Origin of the sequence: Stenotrophomonas maltophilia, assembly GCF_025642255.1 — a bacterium.
Classification (GTDB): Bacteria; Pseudomonadota; Gammaproteobacteria; order Xanthomonadales; family Xanthomonadaceae; genus Stenotrophomonas; species Stenotrophomonas maltophilia_P.
In genome coordinates this window covers 3,464,518-3,483,694 of record NZ_CP106759.1, presented here as the reverse complement: position 1 = coordinate 3,483,694, position 19,177 = coordinate 3,464,518, and the positions used below count along the sequence as shown (strand labels likewise).

Genomic DNA, 19,177 nt, shown 5'->3' with positions numbered 1-19,177 from the left:
GCCATGTCGCTGTCCGACCCCACCTCCACCCTGATGTTCGCCGAAGCCGCTGAAGCGGCCGACGTCGTCGCCCGCCAGTTCTCGCGCAACCACGCCACGATGGAGACGCTGGCTGCCAGCCTGCGCGCCGCGCCACCCCCGTTCGTGGTCACCTGCGCGCGCGGCAGCTCCGATCATGCCGCCACCTACGGCAAGTACCTGCTGGAAACCCAGCTGGGCCTGGTGGTCGCCTCCGCCTCGCCGTCGGTGGGCTCGGTGTATGCCGCGCCGCTGCAGCTGCGCGGTGCACTGTTCATCGTCATCTCGCAGTCGGGCAAGAGTCCGGATCTGCTGCGCAATGCCGAAGCGGCCAAGGCCGCCGGCGCGCGCGTGGTCGCACTGGTCAATGTCGAGGATTCGCCGTTGGCGCAGCTGGCCGACACGGTGATTCCGCTGCATGCGGGCCCGGAGAAGAGTGTGGCCGCGACCAAGAGCTACCTGGCGTCGCTGGCGGCACTGCTGCAGCTGGCCACCTACTGGAAGCAGGACAGTGGCCTGCGCGCTGCGCTGGAGCTGCTGCCGGATGCATTGCGCGAGGCATGGCAGTGCGATTGGACGGCGCTGGCCGATGGCCTGGTGGACGCCACCAACCTGTTCGTGCTCGGGCGTGGGCTCGGCCTTGGCGCCGCGCAGGAGGCGGCGCTGAAGTTCAAGGAAACCTGCAGTCTGCATGCCGAGGCCTACAGCTCGGCCGAGGTCAAGCATGGCCCGATGGCGCTGGTCGGCCGCGGCTTCCCGGTGCTGGCTTTCGCCCAGCCCGATGAGACCGGCGCGGGCACACGTGCCGTGGTGGAGGAGTTCTCAGCGCGTGGTGCGCAGGTATGGATGGCCGGCGCCGCAGGCAACCTGCCGGTGGCTGCCGCGCCGCATCCGTTGTGCGCTCCGCTGCTCACCGTGCAGAGTTTCTACCGTGCGATCAATGCGCTGGCGCTGCGCCGCGGGTTCAACCCGGACCTGCCGCCGCATCTGAACAAGGTCACGGAGACCGTGTGATGGCAACCGTGCTGCGCAATGCCCGCATCCTGATCGGGGATGATTTCCGCGATGACCTGGCAGTGCTCATCGAGGACGGGAAGATCAGCGCGCTGCTCCCCGATGCCGCGCCGCAGGTGGGCCAGGCGGCCGAGCAGGTCGATCTCGGCGGCGGCTGGCTGCTGCCGGGTTTCATCGACGTGCAGGTCAATGGCGGTGGCGGCGCGCTGTTCAACAACACGCCGGACGTGGCGGCCCTGCGCACCATCGCGCAGGCGCACCGCCGTTTCGGCACCACCGCGATGCTGCCGACGCTGATCAGTGATGACGTGGCGGTGATGCGCGAGGCGATCGCCGCCTTGCGCGAAGCCATCGCTCAAGGCGTGCCCGGTGTCATCGGCATCCATCTGGAAGGGCCGTACATCGCCCCGGCACGGAAGGGGACCCACGACGCCAGCAAGTTCCGCGTGCCCGATGCGGAGGAGATCGCGCTGGCCACCTCGCTGGACAATGGCGTGACCCTGCTCACCCTTGCGCCGGAACGGGTACCGCTGGAGTCGATCCGCGCACTGGTGGAGCGCGGGGTGATCGTCGCGGCTGGACATACCGCTGGAACGTACGAAGAGATCCGCGCCGGCCTGGATGCCGGCGTGCGCGGCTTCACCCATCTGTACAACGCGATGTCGCCGCTGCAGGGCCGGGAGCCGGGCGCGGTGGGTGCCGCGCTGGAAGATCGCGACAGCTGGATCGGCATCATCGTCGACGGCGTGCACGTGCATCCGGCCAGCCTGCGGGTAGCGCTGGCGGCCAAGCCACGCGGCCGCCTGCTGCTGGTGACCGATGCGATGCCGCCGGTCGGCGCCGATGATCCCAGCTATGTGCTGTATGGCGAGACCATCACTGCCGTCGATGGGGTGGTGCGCAACGCAGCTGGCGCGCTGGCCGGCTCGGCACTGGACATGGCCACGGCCGTGCGCAACACCGTGCACCTGCTCGGCCAGCCGCTTGCCGAAGCGGCGCGCATGGCCTCGACCTATCCGGCGCAGTTCCTCAATGTGGACGACCGGCTGGGCCACATCGCCGAGGGTTACCAGGCCGACCTGGTGCTGCTGGACGATGCCCTGCAGGTGCGGGGCACCTGGATTGCCGGACAGTACGAGGCCGCCTGATGAGTGCTGCGCCGTCAGCGCGCCTGGGCTCGATCGACGCCCTGCGCGGCATCACCGTGGCGGCGATGCTGCTGGTCAACAACCCAGGCGACTGGAGTGCGGTGTTCGCACCGCTACGTCATTCGGACTGGCATGGCTGCACGCCCACCGATCTGGTGTTCCCGTTCTTCCTGTTCCTGGTGGGCGTGTCGATGGCCTTCAGCGTGGCACCGCGCGCGCTCGATGCTTCGAAGCGACCCACACTGGCGCGTGGCGTGCTGGAGCGCGCGCTGCGCATCCTGGTAGCCGGCGCGTTGTTGCATCTGCTGATCTGGTGGGCGCTGGATACGCATCACTTCCGCATCTGGGGCGTGCTGCAACGCATCGCGGTGTGTGCGGCGCTGGTTGGCCTGCTGGCGGTGTATGCGCGGCTGCACGTGCAGGTCGGAGTGCTTGTCGGGCTGCTGGTGGGCTATACCGTGCTGCTGCTCGGCCTCGGTGATCTGGCGCCATGGACCAACCCGGCCAGCCGTCTGGATACCGCTCTGTTCGCCCCGTGGATCTACCAATGGCACGCCGATACCGGGCTTGGCCATGACCCGGAAGGGCTGCTGAGCACGCTGGGCGCGCTGGCCAGCACCACCCTGGGCCTGCTGGCCGGCGCACTGCTGCGCAGAGGTCGCGCTGTGGCGCTGGCAGGATTGGGCGCCGCAACGGCAGTGCTGGGCCTGCTGCTTGCCATTGTGCTGCCGTTGAACAAGCAGCTGTGGACGCCCAGCTACGTGCTGTGGACCGGAGGTCTTGCGGCGCTGGCCCTGTGGCTGGCGCATGTGCTGATCGACCAGAAGGGCTGGCCCGCGTGGGGCCGTCGTTTCGGCGTCAACGCGATCACCGCGTACCTGGGGGCCTCGGTGATGTCGGTGGCATTGTTGGCAACCGGCGCCTGGGGCTGGGTCTGGCAGCAGCTGGCGGCGGCGATGCCGGGTGCGCTGGAGCTGGCGTCGATGCTGCAGGCCCTGGCCTTCGTCACGCTGTGGTGGGGCGTCGTGTGGTGGCTGGACCGGCGCAGGATCTATCTCAAGATCTGACAGCGCCGGGGTATGGACGCACCTGCGGTGGAGCAGGGCCAGCTCGGCTCATTGCTGGCCGGGGACTGCCGCTGCGGGCTCCACCAGCGCCCCCGCGTGATCGGCCAGCACCTGTACCGCGTGCAGCAGCCCTTCTTCCACCTGCGGCGGGCAGTGCGCTCGGGCATCGTCCATCTCCCGCGCCGCCTGCGCGGCCAGCAGCAGTCCTGCGCAGGAAGACACTGCGGCCAGGCAGCGCGTAGCGCCGGCCAGATCACGCGCCCTCGCTTCCGTGATCCGCGTTTCGGGCCAAGGTTGGCCGTTGGCACCGTCGCCGCGCGCGATGCTGCGTAACCGGGCGAAGAATGCAGGCTGCGGCACGTTCTCGTGGGCTGCGGCCAGCGCATCTTCCAGGATGTCGGCGGCAGCGGCGGGCAGCCGCAGCCCAGGCAGGGCATCACCCAGCAGCGCGTGCAGGCGGGGATGGGTGGGATGGGGCAGGGTCATGGCAGCAACCTCACAGGCAAGGCCACCTGCGGGGCGCAGGGTGGCGGGCGGTGCGGGTTGGCGTGCCGGTGAAGCTTTTCAACGGAGAAAAAGCCGGCGGATCCGGAGATCCCCACGCACCGCCCGCCGCAGAACGACGGAGGGTGCACTATTCGGGCCCGCGATGTTGTCGCAAGCCCGCCGCTGAAAAGCTTCATTCGGGACGCCAATCCCGGTCAGCGCAGGGAGCGCCGACAGCATCAGGGTCACGCCTTCGACAGCGCGATGACATGGGCAAAGTTGCAATGTGTGTGTCCGTATCGCCCATCTGTCGCGTGACCGGAGCGCCGTGTCGGCATCGCGCAATGCCTGCGCTGCCAGCCAGCTCAGATGCGACAACCTGCGCGATGGCCGTGCCGATCATCAACCCGCTATGCTGGACGCCTGACTCAACGGCAAGGAACGTCGTATGCAGATCTGCAACGGAGTGCGCCGGGCGGGTGCGACGGTGGTCGTGCTGTGGGCTGCGCAGACGATGGCCGCAACGGCCTCGGCATCCGCGGTTGAACTGCCCTCACCGGAGGCGCAGGTGCAGATGCTGCAGCTGCTGGAGGCGCGCGCGCTGTATCGCGACCGTGTCGATTGGGCCGGTGTACGCGCGACGCTGGCCGCCGCAACCGATGATGCTGGCCGGCGCCAGTTGCTGGATGACGCCGCTACCCGCAGCACGGGCGGCCATGGCCGCTGGATTCCGCCCAGCCTGCAACGCCATCGTTCCGGGCGTGCGCAACGCTTGAAGGCCGGCCAGGATGCGGCATCGCCAATGCCGTGGCAGGCCGATGCGCGCGTCGGTGTACTGCAGGTGAGCCCGTTCCTGGACGATCCTCAGGCGGGCGAGCAGGCACGGTATGACGCTCGCAGAACCTACGCGCTGGCGCTGCAGCACCGCATCGTGGCCTTGGATGACGGCACGCGGTGCGGCTGGGTGGTGGATCTGTCCGGCAATGGCGGCGGCAACATGTGGCCCATGCTGCTGGGACTGCTGCCGTTGTTGCAGGGCACCCCGGATAAGGAAGGGGCCGTGATCGGCGGCTTCCGCAGCGCCGAAGGGCAACGGCCGTGGCGACAGCGCGACGGAGAGGTCCTGGATGGCGCGAATTCGCGGCTTCGCTCGCGCCAGGCGGCCTATGCGCTGCGCGGCGGTCCCGCACCGGTCGCGGTGGTGTTCGGCCCCCGTACTGCCAGTTCGGGCGAGGCCGTGGCGCTGGCCTTCCGCGGCCAGCCCGGCAGCCGCAGTTTCGGGCAGCCCAGTGCAGGCTATTCCACCGGCAATCAACCCGTGCCCCTGGTGGATGGCAGCATGCTGCTGCTGACCGTGAATGTCATGACCGACCGCCAGGGGCAGGGTGACGGTCGCCAGCTGCAGCCGGATCAGCCCACCGCCCCCGGAGCGTCCGGTCTGCAGGCCGCGCAGGACTGGCTGCTGGCCCAGCCCGCCTGCTCGGGGCGTTGATCTGCACGCAGGAAAGCGAGCCGCGGAAGGGTCCGCTGACACCGGTTCATCGCTCGAGGGCTCGGCCTGTTAAAGTCTCTCCTGCAATCACGTAGCGGAAGCGACCATGGACCACGACACCCCGTTCGAACCCCTCAACGACCTCGAGGTGCGCCTGCTGCAGGCCCAGGATGGCACGCTGACCGCGTCGCAGTTCCTCGATGGGCTGCTGACCTCGACGGCGTTCGTGCTGCTGGACAAGGCCATCGGCGAAGACGGCGCATGGGATGAGAGCATCTCGCCCCTGGTGCTGACCAGCGAGAGTGGCGAGCCGATGTTCGCGGTGTTCACCGCCCCCGAGCGTGCCGGCCTGTGGCACGAACAGCTGCCGCAGTTCGCGCATGCCATGCCGATCGCGGTGCATGCGCTGCTGGCCGGAATCGGCGACGGTGTCGGCCTGGTGCTGAACCCCGGCCTGGACGTGGGCATGGAGATGATTCCCGATGCCGTGGCGCAGTTGAAGCAGCGCGCTGCTGCGATCACGCGGGGCATGGCGCACTGACCACACCGGTGCCGGTGGTGGATCCGGATGCGCTCACATGTGGTGTCGCATAAGGACCGGGATTGCCGCTGAGAAGTGATTCGACGATCACTTTGAGGTTTTCATCGACAGAGAGTCGGCATTGCAGTGCGTGAGTCTCGGCGTGGGGTCTTCCAGCCAAACGCCTGGCATGGACCAGCTTCAAGGCACCTCAGCCCCCACTCCAGCGTCAGCGTGCCGCCGCAATCGCCTTCACCCGCGCCCTGGCCAGTGCTTCACCAATCGCCGGGCCTTTCAAGTGCGTCGTATCCAGATCCCGTGCCTGTACCGATAGCGCCGCCTGATGCAGGCGCTTGAGCGTTTCGCCCTGCGGGTAGTCACTGTCCTCGAATCCCAGTCGTCCGCGCTTGTCGGCCTCGCAGCACAGTGCGATGCGCGCGATGCGCTCGGGCCGGCGCAGCGCGTCGCAGCGACCGAGCAGTTCCAGCACGGTGGCATCGCGGAGCTCGTCGATGCGGTGCACGTTCAAGTGCTCACGGCAGACCGCTTCCGCCAGCTGCTGGTGTTCGGCCGGGACCTTCAAGCGGGCGCACAGCGCCTTCAGCGGCGTGATGCCGCGCTGCTCGTGCATGATGTGGCGCGGCCATTCCTCCGGCGGGGTGAGGCCCTTGCCGAGATCGTGGGTGAGCGCGGCGAAGCCGACCAGGTCATCGCCCGGGGCCAGTACCGCTGCCATGTCACTGACCATCTCCTGGTGCAGGCCGGTGTCGATTTCCGGATGGAACTCGGCACGCTGCGGAACGCCATACAGCGCTTCCAGCTCGGGCAGGACCGGGCCCAGTGCGTGCGCCTCGTGCAGGGTGCGCAGGAACGCCGAAGGCCGTTCGCTTGCCAGCGCCCTTCGTAGTTCCTGCCAGACGCGCTCTGGTACCAGCGCGTCGAGCTCACCGCTGGCAGCGACCTCGCGCATCAGCGCCATGGTTTCGGGGGCAACGGTGAACCCCAGCGGGGCAAAGCGGGCCATGAAGCGGGCCGCGCGCAGCACGCGCAATGGATCTTCAACGAAGGCAGGACCGACGTGGCGCAGCACGCGCTGCTCGATGTCACGCACGCCGCCGTAAGGATCGACCAGCGCACCGCTGTCTTCGTCGCAGGCAATGGCATTGATGGTGAAGTCGCGGCGCTGCAGGTCCTCTTCCAGCGTTACCGCCGGATCGGCATCGACCACGAAACCGCGATAACCGCGGCCGGATTTGCGCTCGGTGCGGGCCAGGGCGTATTCCTCACCGGTCTGCGGATGCAGGAACACCGGGAAGTCCCGCCCCACGGCGCTGAAGCCCTGCGCTTCCATCTGCGCAGGCGTGGCCCCGACCACCACCCAGTCGCGGTCGCCGGCGGGACGCTGCAGCAGGCGGTCGCGCACGGCGCCGCCGACAAGATAGATCTTCATGGCGGGGATGATGGCATGCCCGGCGTGCAGAGCCGAATCAGTCGCCGCCCTGGCCCGCGTCCGCCGGACAGCTGAAGCGCTTGCGCTTGTCGACCAGGCGTCCCATCAGGCGGTCGCTCAGCGGCAGGGCGTCACCGTTGAGGCGCCAGTCGTAGATCACGCTGAAGGCCAGCACGCGCGCGACGTACTCGCGCGTTTCCTTGTAGCTGATCGTCTCGATCCACAGGTCGGGATCGAAACCGGGGCGCTGGCTCTGCCAGCGTGCCGTCGGCGTCGGACCCGCGTTGTAGGCGGCGATGGTCACATAGGGCAGGCCGTCGTACTTGTTCATCAGCTGGCGCAGGTAGGCGGTGCCGATGGCGATGTTGGTGTCGGGGTCGTAGAGGCTGTCGGCACCGCCGTAGCCGGTCAGGCCGATGGACTTTGCCACGGCGGCACCGGTGGCCGGCAGCACCTGCATCAGGCCCATCGCATTGGCAGGCGAGCGCGCGCGCGGAGTGAAGATGCTTTCGGCGCGGATTTCCGCAGCGACCCAGGCCGGATCGATGGCATTGCGCGCCGATTCGCGGCGGATCGTGGCGTCATGGTGCAGGGGGAAGCGCAGATCGTACAGGCGCTGTTCCTGCGGCTGCTTGCCGAGGGAGAACACCGCGCGGTCGAACCAGCCGTTGTCCTGGGCCACCCGCACGGCCAGTCGGCGCTGGGTGTCATCGAAGCGCGACAGCGCGCTGTTCCATTCGGCCACCGCCCAGCCGGCGCGATCGATCTGGAACAACGCCACTGCGCGCTGGATGGCAGGATCGCGAGCCACTGCGGCCTTGGCCTGTTCGCTGTCGTTGGGTTTCCACGGGCACAGCGTGTAGCCCTGCTGCAGCTTGTCGGCCGCGAGGAAGCCGTGGAAGGTGGGCGTGCGCGCGGCCTCCCGGAACAGCGACTGTGCCTGCTGTGCCTGCCCGGTCTTCTCCAGCATGCGTCCTTCGTAATAGCGCCAGCGTGGATCATTGCGCTGTTTCGGCGCCATCTTGCGGATTGCTGCCAGGGTCGCCGGCCAGTCGCCACGCGACATCGCTTCGCGCACGCGCCATTCATGCAGGCGCTCGTCGTAGGCGGCGTCGGGGACTGCATTGAGGCGCCGCGCGGAATCAGGCAGGTAGGAGGCGACCGTCCACAACGCGATCTGGTAGCGCACCTGGGCCTGCTGCTCGGCACTCAGGCCCAGGGCCTGCGCGTACTGCGGCAGCTGCTGCTCGGTGGCATCCGGATCGGCCTTGGCCAGCTTGACCAGGCCATCGGTGGCGATGCGCCGGCTGCGATCATTGCGCGGCCAGTTCAGTGCGCTGGCGTTGGGCTTGTCGACGAACGCAGCATAGGTGTTGGCCAGCGCCAAGTCGGCAGCCGGCAGTCCGCGCGCGGCACTGCGCATCACCGCCGGCTGCTGCGCGTCGGCGGCCGCGTCGATGCGCTCCCAGCGCAGTGCGTCGCTCAGGCCCCCCTGGGCCTGCAGCACGGCGAACACCGCATCGCAGCCGTCGGGCAGTGACTTGCCGTTCCGGCGCCACAGCTCCTGGGCGTCGCTGATCCATTGCGGATCGACGCCGCCGGTCACCTGTCGGGCGGTCAACTGCGCACAGCGCAGGCCGAGATTGTCGGTAGGCACCCAGTTGGCGAGCAGGGTGGGCCAGTCCTGCCGGCGTGCCACCGAAGGCAGCCACACGCTGCGGAAGGTGGTGGCCACGGCCTGGCCCTCGTAACGCTTGAGGAAGGCCTGCGCCTGGGCAGTGTCGACCGTGTCGATGTTGCGCCGCAGATTGGCGTACTCCAGCCAGCCATAGGCCGGATGGCGGCTGAGCGCGGCAGCCTGGCCGGGATCGAACTGGCCGCGTTCGGCAGCGGCGATGGCGGCTTTGAGCTGCGCGTTCTGGGCATCGAGGGACTGGGCACCGGCGCAGCCGATCAGCAGCAGGGAGGCCAGCGGGAGCAGGGACAGGGCGGTCGAAGAGCGTCGGGTCATGGCGCCAGCATAGCGGGCACTGGCTGAATTCAGTTTCGCATCGCGTGCACGCCAGGCGAAGGCAACGGCGGCTGAATGCAGGTGCATGCAGCCTCTGCCGCAACGGCGGGATGCCGGCGTAACGTCAGAGCCGGGCGAACCGCCCGGCTGCAGGGAGCGGCACATGGCGTTCAGTAGCGCAGGAAGGAATGGCCCGCTGGCGGAGATCAATGTCACGCCATTGGTGGATGTGATGCTGGTGCTGTTGATCATCTTCATCGTGACCGCACCGATCGTGGCCCGGCCGATCGCAGTGCAGTTGCCGCAGGCGACCGATCGCGTGGTCGCCCGGCCGGACCCGCCGCCACCGATCGAACTGCGTCTGGATGCAGCCAACCAGCTCAGCTGGAACGGCCAGCCTCTGGCCATTGCCGATCTGCAGTCGCGCCTGCAGGCGCAGGCGGGTGAGCATGCCGGCAACCTGCCGGAGCTGCGCATCGCGACCGATCCGGCGGCCGAGTACGAAGGGATGGCACGCATCCTGGCGGCGGCCGAGGCCACCGGCATGGAGCGCGTTGCGTTCGTGCGCTGAGCAGCGGACGAGGGGCTGTCGATGCACAGCCCCTCCACCAAGAGTGCTTTGGAGCATTCCGCGGATGCCGGCACCTGCTGTCGCAACAGGCGCGTGGTCAGCGCGCCAAGGCTGGGACACGGCACAGAATCTGTCGCTATCTGATGCGATTGCCCGTCAATCGCGTCAAGCCCGCGTGAAAGGGTGTCGGTCATCACGCCGTGATTTTGACTACTTGTTTACAAAGGAGACGCTGCCGCCATGCAGGAGGGGCGTACGGCAGCCAATGTCCCGACATTCCTTTGGAGAGAGAGCGAATGAATCACCTGCACCACCGCCCCCTGGCGGTTGCCGTCGCCCTGTGCGTGACTGCCCTGGCACCGCTGGGCGCCGCCGCACAGTCCACCACCAACCTGGACGCGGTCGAGGTCACCGGTACCCGCATCAAGCGCGCTGAAGTGGAGGGCCAGGTTCCGATCCAGACCCTGACGCGCGGCGACATCGAGCGCACCGGCCTGAGTTCGATCGGCGAAGTGCTGCAGCAGCTCACCGGCTCCGGTTCGGCGCTCAATGCCAAGTTCAATTCGTCCGGCAACTTCGGCTTCCCCCCGGATGGCAGCGGCGTCGGTGCGGGTTCGGCGCAGGTCGATCTGCGCCACCTGGGGGCCAAGCGCGTGCTGGTGCTGGTCGATGGCATCCGCTGGGTCAATGAGTCATCGGCGTCGGGTGTCGGCGCCGCGACCGATCTCAATACCATTCCGCTGGCCATCGTCGAGCGCATCGAAGTGCTGGAAGACGGCGCGTCGTCGCTGTACGGCTCCGATGCCATCGCCGGCGTGGTCAACATCATCACCCGCCGTGATTTCGATGGCGGCCAGGTGACCCTGAACTACGGCGAATACAGCAAGGGCGACGGCACGCAGAAGGGCGTGGACCTGGCCTGGGGCAAGAGCGGTGATCGCTTCAGTCTGTTCCTCGGCGCCAGCTGGACCAAGCAGGATCCGGTGTATGCGAAGGACCGTGAACAGTCGCGCTTCCCGATTCCCGGTACCGGCCTGGCCTTCGGCAGCGGTGCCATTCCGCAGGGCCGCTTCGCCTTTGTCGACCCCAACACGGGCGCGCAGCAGAACATCGTGCCCAACACCGGCGTGAGCAATCCACGCTATGACGGCAGTGCCGGCTGCAACCGCACTGACGACTACCACTGCTTCACCAGCGCTGACCGTTTCAACTTCGCCGAGTACAACATGGTGCTGACGCCGTCGGAGCGGAAGGGCCTCTTCGGTCAGTTCCGCTTTGACATCACCGACAACGTGCAGTGGTACGTCAAGGCACTGGGCAACCGTCGCGAGTCGACCAACCAGGCTGGCCCCGAGCCGCTGTTCTTCGGCCCCGATGGCGCCACCGGCAATCCGCTGGCCGACAACATCACCATCTCGGCGCTCAATCCCTACAACCCGTTCGGCTTCGACCTGGTGTCGTCCGGCAACATGAGCCTGGTCGGCCGCCGCCCGGTGGAAGGTGGCGCGCGCGTGTTCGAGCAGGAGGTCAACACCACGTACTTCGCCACCGGCCTGGTCGGCAACTTCCAGGCGGCCGACCGCAGCTGGTTCTGGGACGTCAACGGCATGTACAGCAAGAACAAGGCCGAACAGACCAACTACGGCAGCTACAACATCTACAACGTCAACCTGGCGCTGGGCGATCCTGCCGCATGTGCGGCGACGCCGGGCTGCGTGCCGCTGAACATCTTCGGCGGTGCCGGTTCCATCACCCCGGACATGCTGCGCTGGATCCAGCCGGTGGTACGCGACCGCAGCCAGAACGAGCTGAGTCTGTTCACCGCCAATCTGTCCAGCGATCTGTTCAACCTGCCGGCCGGCCCGCTGTCCTTCGCCACCGGTTACGAGTACCGCAAGTACGAAGGCTGGTACCAGCCCGACCCGTTGACGGTGATCGGTCACTACAACGGCGTGCCGTCGCAGCCGACCTCCGGCTCGTACGACGTCAATGAAGCCTACCTGGAACTGAGCGTGCCGATCTTCGCCGATTCGGCACTGGGCAAGAAGCTCGACCTGAGTCTGGCAGGCCGCTACTCGGATTACTCCACCTTCGGTGGTGAGTTCACGCCCAAGTACGGCCTGCGCTGGCAGGTGACCGATGACTTCGTGCTGCGCACCACCTATGCCGAAGGCTTCCGCGCGCCGTCGATCGGCGAACTGTACGGCTCGGCCGCGCGCGCGGACCTGCAGCTGTTCGATCCGTGCTCGATCGGCCTGGGCGGCACGCCGCCGCGTGGCAGCGCCGCCAACTGTGCCGCGCTGGGCGTGCCGGCCGGCTTCCAGCAGGCCAACTCGCAGATCTCGGTGACCACCGGCGGCAACCGCGAGCTGGAACCGGAGCGTTCACGCAGCTTCAGTGCCGGATTCGTCTGGAGCCCGTGGTTCGGCAACAACACCTCCTGGTCGGAGCGCTTCGACGTGGAAGTGACGTTCTACCGCCACAACATCGATGGCGCGATCCAGGCGATCAACGCGCAGACCCAGCTGGACCTGTGCGTGGATACGCTGGATCCGGTGTACTGCGATGGCATCACCCGTGCCAGCACCGGCGCGGTCAGCAGCTTCAACAACCGACTGACCAACCTGGGTTCGATCAAGACCGATGGCTGGGACGTGGACCTGTTCTGGACCCTGCCGCAGACCTCGATCGGCCAGTTCAAGCTGGGCTGGAAGAACACCTTCGTCGGTCGTTACGAGGCCACCGGTGCGGCCGGCCAGCGGCAGCCACAGAAGCCGGGCGTGGAAGTGGCCGACAGCTCGATTCCGGAATGGACCAGCAACGCCAGCATCGGCTGGACACTGGACAACTGGAGCGCGAACTGGACGGTGCGGCACATCTCCGAGTTGACCGAAGACTGTGGCGACGCCGTGGCGTTCCCGGTGTGCAGCAACCAGGTGGCGGGCACCAACACGCTCTCGGCGACCACCTTCCATGATCTGCAGGTGGGTTACAGGATCGACTGGATGAAGGGACTGCAGCTGACCGCTGGCCTGAACAACGTGTTCGACAAGGATCCCCCGATCTGCCTGTCGTGCTCGCTGAACGGCTATGACGCGTCGACCTATGACATTCCGCGTGGCCGCTACTGGTACATGCGCGCGGACCTGCGGTTCTGATGTGATGAGGGGCAGCGCCGGACACTCCGGCGCTGCCCTGCGGGTGTAGAGCCGAGCCCATGCCCGGCTGATTCCCTGCAGTTGATCAGAACGACCAGGTGAACGTCAGCGAGCCGTTGCGGCCATCGCCGTACGCACCGTAGCCGTTGATCTGCGAGAGGTACTGCTTGTCCAGCAGGTTGTTGAGGTTGGCCTGCACGCTGAACTCCGGCGAGATGCGGTAGCGCACGAAGGCGCTGACCAGGGCATAGCCGTTCTGCTCGATGCGGCCGTAGGCCGGCACCGCATAGTAGATGCGGTTCTGCCAGTTTGCCCCACCGCCGACCGTCAGTGCCTGCAGCGACTGCGGCGTGTAGCTGGTGAACAGCTTCAGCGCGGTCTGCGGCAGGTTGGTGTTGATGTCGGCATCGTTGGCATCCTTGGCCACGTAACGCGAGGCACCGAAGGTCGCGTTCCAGCCCGGGGCCAGCTCGCCGTTCAGTTCGAATTCGAAGCCGCGGCTGACCGTGCCGCGCGCGGCGCGGTAGGCGAATTCGTTCTGGCTGCCCTGCACCGGCTCACCGGTGGCCTGGCCGACGTTGTCCTGCTCGATGCGGAACACTGCCAGCGAAGCATTGAGGCGGTTGTCGAACCAGGCGCCCTTGACGCCCACTTCGTAGCTCTTGCCATCGACCGGATCGAGGTAGCTGCCGTTGCGGTCCTTCAGTGTCTGCGGCTGGAAGATCTCGGTATAGGCGGCGTAGGTGGAGAAGGTATCGTTGATGTCCAATACCAGGCCGGCATAGGGCGTGGTGACCTTGTGCGAGCGGTCCGCACCTTCGCCTTCACTCTTCCAGTCGGTGTAGCGTGCGCCGACGATGAGCTTCAGCGGGTCGGCCAGCGACAGGCGCGTGGCCATGTAGCCGGCCTTCTGGGTGATCGTGCCTTCGCTGGCCAGCGCCAGCGGGTTCCAGTTCGGCTCGGAGATGTCGCCGGTCCAGCCAAGGTAGCTGGTGAACGGGTCCCAGCTCTGGCCGGGGCCGCCAATCTGGTAGTCGCCGTAGTTGGCGTACTCGCGCTTGTTGTAGCTCAGGCCGGCCATGAACTGGTGCTCGCGGCCGAACAGCCGGAACGGGCCGTCGATATAGCCATCGACCGCGTTGACCTTGCGCTCGGTGTTGTAGAAGCCGGCCGACGGCGAAATGCCGGTGCCGGTGGTCCTGTCGAAGAACGAGGCACCACTGGTCCAGTCGTTGTAGGCCGGGTAGAACAGCTTGTCGTCGGCCTTGGTCTCATCGTGGGTCGCACCGACCTTGAACTTCCAGCCATTGCTGAAGGCGTGCTGCAGGGTGGCGAACGCACGCTTGCTGGTGGTGTCCCAGTAGGTCCAGTTCGGACTGGCGTTGAACGATTCGTCGTAGCCGGTGGCCGAGCCGTCGGAGAACAGCATCGGGAAGCCGCCCCAGGTCGCACCATTGGCGCGCTTCTGCTGGTAGTCATAGCCCACGCTCAACTGCGTGTCCGGAGTCAGGTCGGCGTCGATCACCGCGTAGCCCAGCGTCTTGTGCTGGTTATAGCGGTCCATCTGCGCGTCGGTGTCGAGGTAGCTGCCGATCACCCGGCCACGCACGGTGCCGCTGGTGTTCAGCGCGCTGCCCACGTCCACGGTGGTACGGGTACGGCCCCAGCTGCCGACGTTCACCGATACGCTGCCGGCCAGCTCGGCGCTGTCGGCATGCTTGCGGATCAGGTTCACCGAGGCGGACGGGTTGCCTGCGCCACTGAGCAGGCCGGTGGCGCCGCGCACCACCTCCACGCGGTCATACAGGGCGAGGTCCAGGCCGGAATCGCCGTAGCTCCAGTTCTGCACCATCTGCGTGGGCAGGCCATCGAACTGGTAACTGTCGATGTAGAAGCCGCGCGCATAGAACTCGGTGCGCTCGCTGTCCGATTGCGTGCTGGTCACACCGGTAGTGTTGGCCAGCACGTCGATGATGTCGTCCAGGTTCTGATCTTCGATGCGCTGATGGCTGATGATGCTGACCGACTGCGGAATCTCGCGCGGCGTCAGGTCGAAGCGGGTACCGGCCGAGGTGCGGCGCACCGAGTAGCCCTCCGCGCGCTCGCCCTTGACCACCACCTTGTCGAGGGTGGTCGCATCGGTGGCAGTTTCTGCGAAGGCGGTCGGGGCGATGGCGCAGAGTGCGGCGAGCACGGCAACGGACAGCCGCTGAGGCTGCGGGATACGGAATGCAGGACGGTTCATGGGATTCCTGGGCGAGCATGCGCGTTCGGCCGACATCCAGGAGGCGAGGCGCTAAGGGTAGGGGAAAGGCGGGCGCGCCTTCCTGGCGACGCTGCAATCGAAAGGAATGTTAATACGAACTATTCCTATTTACAAATCATGAACAGGGGCGCGCAGCGCTGGATCGTCAGGCTGCTGCGGGAGATCGCCGTCCGGCGGCTTAGCGGCGCAGCAGTGGCAGAGGATCCCGTGCGCCGTCTGCGCCGTAGATGCCCCAGTGCAGGTGCGGCGGGGTGCCCTTGGCGTTGCCGCTGTCGCCGACGTGGCCGAGCAGATCGCCCGCGCCTACGACCTGGCCGCGCGCGAGGCCTGCGGCCCAGCTCTCCAGATGGGCGTAGTAGTAGCGCTCGCGGCCGGGGCCGATCACCCAGACCTGACGGCCGCCCAGGCCGCCTTCCCGCACCTCGGCAACCACGCCCGGGGTCGCGCTGCGGACCGGGGTACCCCGCGCGGCGAAGATGTCGATGCCGGCATGGCTGCGGTCGCGCCCGCGCGGCGCGCCGAAGGTATCGGCGATCTGGCCCGGCCGCACGCCGTCCACCGGTACCGGCAGCTCGGTGGCCGGTGGCATCCGGGCCAATGACCACAGCATCTTCGGCGCTTCGGCCCAGCGGCTGTTCCAGACGGACAGGGCGGCAACGACGGTGACGACCAGCAGGAACGCACGCAGCAGCCAACGGCGCAGCAGGCGGGCGGAAGACGTGGAGGGTGTGCGGGGCGAAGGATTCATGCCGCGCCAGTATGGCGCGGTGGGTGTCGAGGCCGGTTCATTCCAGGGGGACTTCGAAACTGCGCTTCAGCGTGGACAGTGCCACCGCGGTGCGGAATCGTTCGATGTTGTCGTCGCCACCGAACAGCCGCTCGCTGATGGCGTCGTATTCCTCCATCGAGGTGGCCGAAAGCACCAGCAGGAAATCGCCGTCACCGGTGATGGCATAGCACTGCTGCACCGCCGGGTCGTCCTGCACGCGCTGCTTGAACGGCGCCACGCGATCACGCTGCTCGCTGACCATGCGCACCTCGACGATGAGGGTCAGCGGTCGGCCGATCCGCGCCGCCGCCACCACGGCCACATTGGCCGCGATCACACCGCTGTCCTGCAGACGCCTGACCCGCCGCTGCACGGCCGGCGTGGACAGGTGCACGGCTTCGGCGATCTCCCGCTGTGGCAGCGTGTTATCCCGCTGCAGCAGGGTGAGGATGGCGCGGTCGAAGCTGTCCAGCACGGGGGCAGTGGCCATGGTGAGCAGAAGTTGCATGGACGGGCCGGTAATTGAGCCAAGTGCTCGCCGTCGACGCAATAGACTGGACGCATGCAGACTTCACGATTCGCGCCGATGTTGCCGGCGCTGGCGGTGCTCGGCTCGGTAACGGCGCTGTCCGTTGGCACGTCCTATGCAAAGCACCTGTTCCCGCTGATCGGCGCGCAGGGCACCAGCGCGCTGCGCGTGGGCTTCTCCGCACTGTTGCTGCTGCTGTTCTGGCGACCCTGGCGCTGGAAGACCCGCCGCGCGGATGCGATCACCATCCTGCGCTACGGGCTCACGCTGGGCCTGATGAACCTGCTGTTCTACATGGCCATCCGCACGATCCCGTTCGGCATCGCGGTGGCCATCGAGTTCACCGGGCCGTTGACCGTGGCGATGCTGTCGTCACGGCGCCCGATCGATTTCCTGTGGGTGGGATGCGCAGTGGTCGGCCTGCTCCTGCTGTTGCCGCTGGGCGGTGCGGCGGCACTGGACCCGGTGGGCGTGCTGTATGCACTGGGTGCGGCGGCGTGCTGGGGCCTGTACATCGTGTTCGGCAAGCGCGCCGGCCACCTGCATGCCGGCCATTCGGTGTCGCTGGGCCTGCTGGCGGCGTCGCTGGTGGTGGTGCCGGTCGGGGTGATCCATGCCGGCGCGGCCCTGCTCGATCCGAAGATCCTGCTGGCGGGCCTGCTGGTGGCACTGGTGTCCAGTGCGATTCCGATGTCGCTGGAGATGGTGGCGCTCAAGCGCCTGCCGAAGGAAACCTTCGGCATCCTGATCAGCATGGAGCCGGCGGTGGCCGCACTGTGGGCGATGCTGCTGCTGCACGAACACCTGCATGGACTGCAGTGGCTGGCGATCGGCTGCACCGTGGTGGCTTCGGTGGGGAGCACGATGACGGCGCGGCGGTCGAAGGCGCCGGCATTGCAGGCGGGGTAGCGCCGGGCCATGCCCGGCGGATTGGGTTCCGTTCGCCGGGCATGGCCCGGCGCTACCGATCAGCGCAGGGCGCTGGCCGGTACGTCGATGGCCATGGCCAGCGCCAGATGGTCCGAGAAGGCCGCCGGTACGGCTTCGACCGCGCGGGTCTGCAGGCTGCTGCTGACCAGGATGTGGTCGATGGCGCGGTCCGGGCGCCAGCTGGGGAATGTCGGCACGATGCAGCCTGGAGGCTGCAGCCGGGTCTTCTGGTACAGCACCTGCATTTCCGGCCGTTCGGCCAGGCAGTTGAAGTCACCCATCAGCACGGCATTGGGGTGGTCGGACAGCAGCTCGGCGATGAAACCGAGCTGTGCCATCCGCGAGCCGGCACCCAGCGAGAGGTGGGCCACGGCCACGGCCAGGCCGTCCCTGCCATCACCGAACCTGGCCAGCAGCACGCCACGCCCGCCGATGCGGCCGGGCAGGGCGTGGTCCTGCACCTCCACCGGCTCCAGTTTGCTCAGCAGGCCGTTGGCACTGGATGCCACCCCGCCCATGCGCCGGTTCGGCTGGTGGCTCCAGTAGTTGAAGCCGGCACGCTGGGCCAGGTAGTGGGTCTGGTTGGTGAAGCCCGAACGCAGGCTGCCTGGATCGGCTTCCTGCAGGCCAACGATGTCGTGCCCACGCGCCAGTGTGGCAATCGCATCAAGACTGCTGCGCTTGCGACCCGCCGGCAGCGCATGTGACCAGCTGCGGGTCACATAGTCGCTGTAGCGGCGGGTACTGGAGCCGGCCTGGATGTTGGCCGTCAGCAGACGCAGGGTCCGTGTAGAGGGGGAATTCACGGCCGGGGACAGCTTCTCTTGGATCAGTGAGCCTGGGCCGCACCGCGCTCGCGGGCGATCAGGTGGTCGGCGATGCGCAGCATGTCCGGGAAGCTCTTGCCCTTCACCAGGTACTTGCCGTTGACGATGATCGACGGGGTGCCGCTGATCTGGCTGCGCTGCGCGAACTGCTTGGCCGAGTTGGTCTTGGCATTCACCGCGAAGCTGCCCATGGTGGCGGCGAACTGCTTCGGATCGACGCCGTAGCCGGCGTAGAACTTGGCGATGTCCTCGACCGAATCACGGCCGCGTTCGCCCTTCAGGGTCTTCTGCGAGTGGATGGCGGCGTACAGCGCCTCGTGGGTCTTCTCCTGCACGCCCAGCGTCTGCGCGGCATAGAAGGCACGGGCGTAGTCGTCCCAGGTGCCGCCGAACATGGCGGGCACGTAGACGAAGTTCACGTCGCCCGGCAGACCGGCTTTCCACGGGCCGACCAGCGGCTGGAAGGCGGCGCAGGCCGGGCAGACGTAGCCGAAGATCTCGACCACTTCGACCTTGCCGGCAACCGGCTGGAAGGGCTGGCCGTTCGGAATTTCCTGGTAGTCCTCACCGGCCACCGGCGCCGGACCGGTCAGTGCGGTGGTGGTCGGGGCCGGAGCGGCCGCCGGAGCGGCTTCGGCGGCCTTCTCGCCTTCGGCTGCCGGGGCCGCGCCTGCGCTGTCAGCGGCCGGTGCCGCAGCGGGCTCGGTGCTGGCTGGGGTGGTGGTCGGCTCGGCCGGGGCGGCGGAGGTGTTGGCGGTGCCGTCGTCGGCCTTGCAGGCCGCCAGGATCGGCAGCAGCGCTGCGAGTGCGAGGGCGTAGCGGATCTTCATGGAAGCGTCTCCAGCATCTGGAATGGTGGGGCCGGCGGCGGGCGCCGGCCAGGGGGAAATGATGACACGCGGCGGCGACAGCGCCGTGTCG

The 19,177-nt window shown here is 67.5% G+C and carries 16 protein-coding genes; 8 read left to right on the top strand and 8 right to left on the bottom strand.

The window, feature by feature from the left end; all coding sequences use genetic code 11:
* Positions 1-3 precede the first annotated feature (3 nt).
* Genes N8888_RS15890 through N8888_RS15880 form a run of 3 tightly spaced genes read left to right on the top strand, consistent with a single transcriptional unit; the run spans position 4 to position 3,247 of the window.
* Positions 4-1,032 (top strand): SIS domain-containing protein, encoded by a 1,029-nt coding sequence (locus N8888_RS15890; RefSeq protein ID WP_053519280.1) that lies wholly within the window; start codon positions 4-6, stop codon positions 1,030-1,032.
* Positions 1,032-2,180, top strand: coding sequence for an N-acetylglucosamine-6-phosphate deacetylase (gene nagA / locus N8888_RS15885; RefSeq protein WP_263175761.1), 1,149 nt, complete (start codon positions 1,032-1,034; stop codon positions 2,178-2,180). The genes N8888_RS15890 and nagA overlap by 1 nt, the downstream gene beginning before the upstream one ends.
* Positions 2,180-3,247, top strand: coding sequence for an acyltransferase family protein (locus N8888_RS15880; RefSeq protein WP_263175759.1), 1,068 nt, complete (start codon positions 2,180-2,182; stop codon positions 3,245-3,247). The genes nagA and N8888_RS15880 overlap by 1 nt, the downstream gene beginning before the upstream one ends.
* Positions 3,248-3,295: 48 nt before the next feature.
* Here the strand turns inward: N8888_RS15880 and N8888_RS15875 are convergent, their stop codons facing one another.
* A complete protein-coding gene (locus N8888_RS15875; protein ID WP_065181752.1) occupies positions 3,296-3,733 on the bottom strand; it encodes a hypothetical protein in 438 nt (145 codons plus the stop codon).
* A gap of 448 nt (positions 3,734-4,181) precedes the next feature.
* On the opposite strand from N8888_RS15875, the gene N8888_RS15870 reads away from it, so the two are divergent.
* Together N8888_RS15870 and N8888_RS15865 are read left to right on the top strand one after the other, a co-directional pair.
* Positions 4,182-5,225: a S41 family peptidase gene (locus N8888_RS15870; RefSeq protein WP_263175757.1), complete on the top strand. Its 1,044-nt coding sequence runs from the start codon at positions 4,182-4,184 to the stop codon at positions 5,223-5,225.
* A gap of 106 nt (positions 5,226-5,331) precedes the next feature.
* Complete coding sequence (locus tag N8888_RS15865) at positions 5,332-5,766, top strand: SseB family protein (protein WP_005411035.1); 435 nt, start codon at positions 5,332-5,334, stop codon at positions 5,764-5,766.
* A 208-nt stretch (positions 5,767-5,974) separates the two neighbouring features.
* On the opposite strand, the gene N8888_RS15860 is transcribed toward N8888_RS15865, so the two are convergent.
* The gene (locus N8888_RS15860) at positions 5,975-7,195 is read right to left on the bottom strand and encodes a multifunctional CCA addition/repair protein (protein ID WP_262219062.1); all 1,221 of its coding nucleotides are present in this window, start codon (positions 7,193-7,195) and stop codon (positions 5,975-5,977) included.
* A 37-nt stretch (positions 7,196-7,232) separates the two neighbouring features.
* On the bottom strand, positions 7,233-9,206 hold the full coding sequence (locus N8888_RS15855) for a transglycosylase SLT domain-containing protein (protein ID WP_263175740.1): 1,974 nt from the start codon (positions 9,204-9,206) through the stop codon (positions 7,233-7,235).
* 163 nt (positions 9,207-9,369) lie between these two features.
* Here N8888_RS15855 and N8888_RS15850 point away from each other — a divergent pair, with 163 nt between their 5' ends.
* Positions 9,370-9,777, top strand: a complete 408-nt coding sequence (locus N8888_RS15850; RefSeq protein ID WP_111186180.1) for an ExbD/TolR family protein — start codon at positions 9,370-9,372, stop codon at positions 9,775-9,777.
* A gap of 296 nt (positions 9,778-10,073) precedes the next feature.
* Positions 10,074-12,935 carry a TonB-dependent receptor gene (locus N8888_RS15845; protein WP_065181748.1) on the top strand — a complete coding sequence of 954 codons (2,862 nt, stop codon included), beginning with the start codon at positions 10,074-10,076 and terminating at the stop codon, positions 12,933-12,935.
* Positions 12,936-13,020: 85 nt separating this feature from the next.
* On the opposite strand, the gene fhuE is transcribed toward N8888_RS15845, so the two are convergent.
* The 3 genes from fhuE to N8888_RS15830 all read right to left on the bottom strand — a co-directional run bounded on the left by fhuE (position 13,021) and on the right by N8888_RS15830 (position 16,460).
* Positions 13,021-15,180 carry a ferric-rhodotorulic acid/ferric-coprogen receptor FhuE gene (fhuE, locus tag N8888_RS15840; RefSeq protein WP_262219064.1) on the bottom strand — a complete coding sequence of 720 codons (2,160 nt, stop codon included), beginning with the start codon at positions 15,178-15,180 and terminating at the stop codon, positions 13,021-13,023.
* Positions 15,181-15,379: 199 nt separating this feature from the next.
* The gene (locus N8888_RS15835; protein WP_263175738.1) at positions 15,380-15,949 is read right to left on the bottom strand and encodes a M23 family metallopeptidase; all 570 of its coding nucleotides are present in this window, start codon (positions 15,947-15,949) and stop codon (positions 15,380-15,382) included.
* A 37-nt stretch (positions 15,950-15,986) separates the two neighbouring features.
* A complete protein-coding gene (locus tag N8888_RS15830; RefSeq protein ID WP_180875850.1) occupies positions 15,987-16,460 on the bottom strand; it encodes an Lrp/AsnC family transcriptional regulator in 474 nt (157 codons plus the stop codon).
* 72 nt (positions 16,461-16,532) lie between these two features.
* Here N8888_RS15830 and N8888_RS15825 point away from each other — a divergent pair, with 72 nt between their 5' ends.
* Positions 16,533-17,408, top strand: coding sequence for an EamA family transporter (locus tag N8888_RS15825; protein ID WP_197572194.1), 876 nt, complete (start codon positions 16,533-16,535; stop codon positions 17,406-17,408).
* A 59-nt stretch (positions 17,409-17,467) separates the two neighbouring features.
* Here N8888_RS15825 and N8888_RS15820 read toward each other — a convergent pair whose 3' ends face one another.
* Both N8888_RS15820 and N8888_RS15815 read right to left on the bottom strand, forming a co-directional pair.
* Entirely contained in the window at positions 17,468-18,205 is a 738-nt protein-coding gene (locus N8888_RS15820; RefSeq protein WP_180875876.1) for an endonuclease/exonuclease/phosphatase family protein, read from the bottom strand.
* Positions 18,206-18,258: 53 nt separating this feature from the next.
* Positions 18,259-19,086: a thiol:disulfide interchange protein DsbA/DsbL gene (locus N8888_RS15815; protein WP_128990475.1), complete on the bottom strand. Its 828-nt coding sequence runs from the start codon at positions 19,084-19,086 to the stop codon at positions 18,259-18,261.
* Positions 19,087-19,177 lie beyond the last annotated feature (91 nt).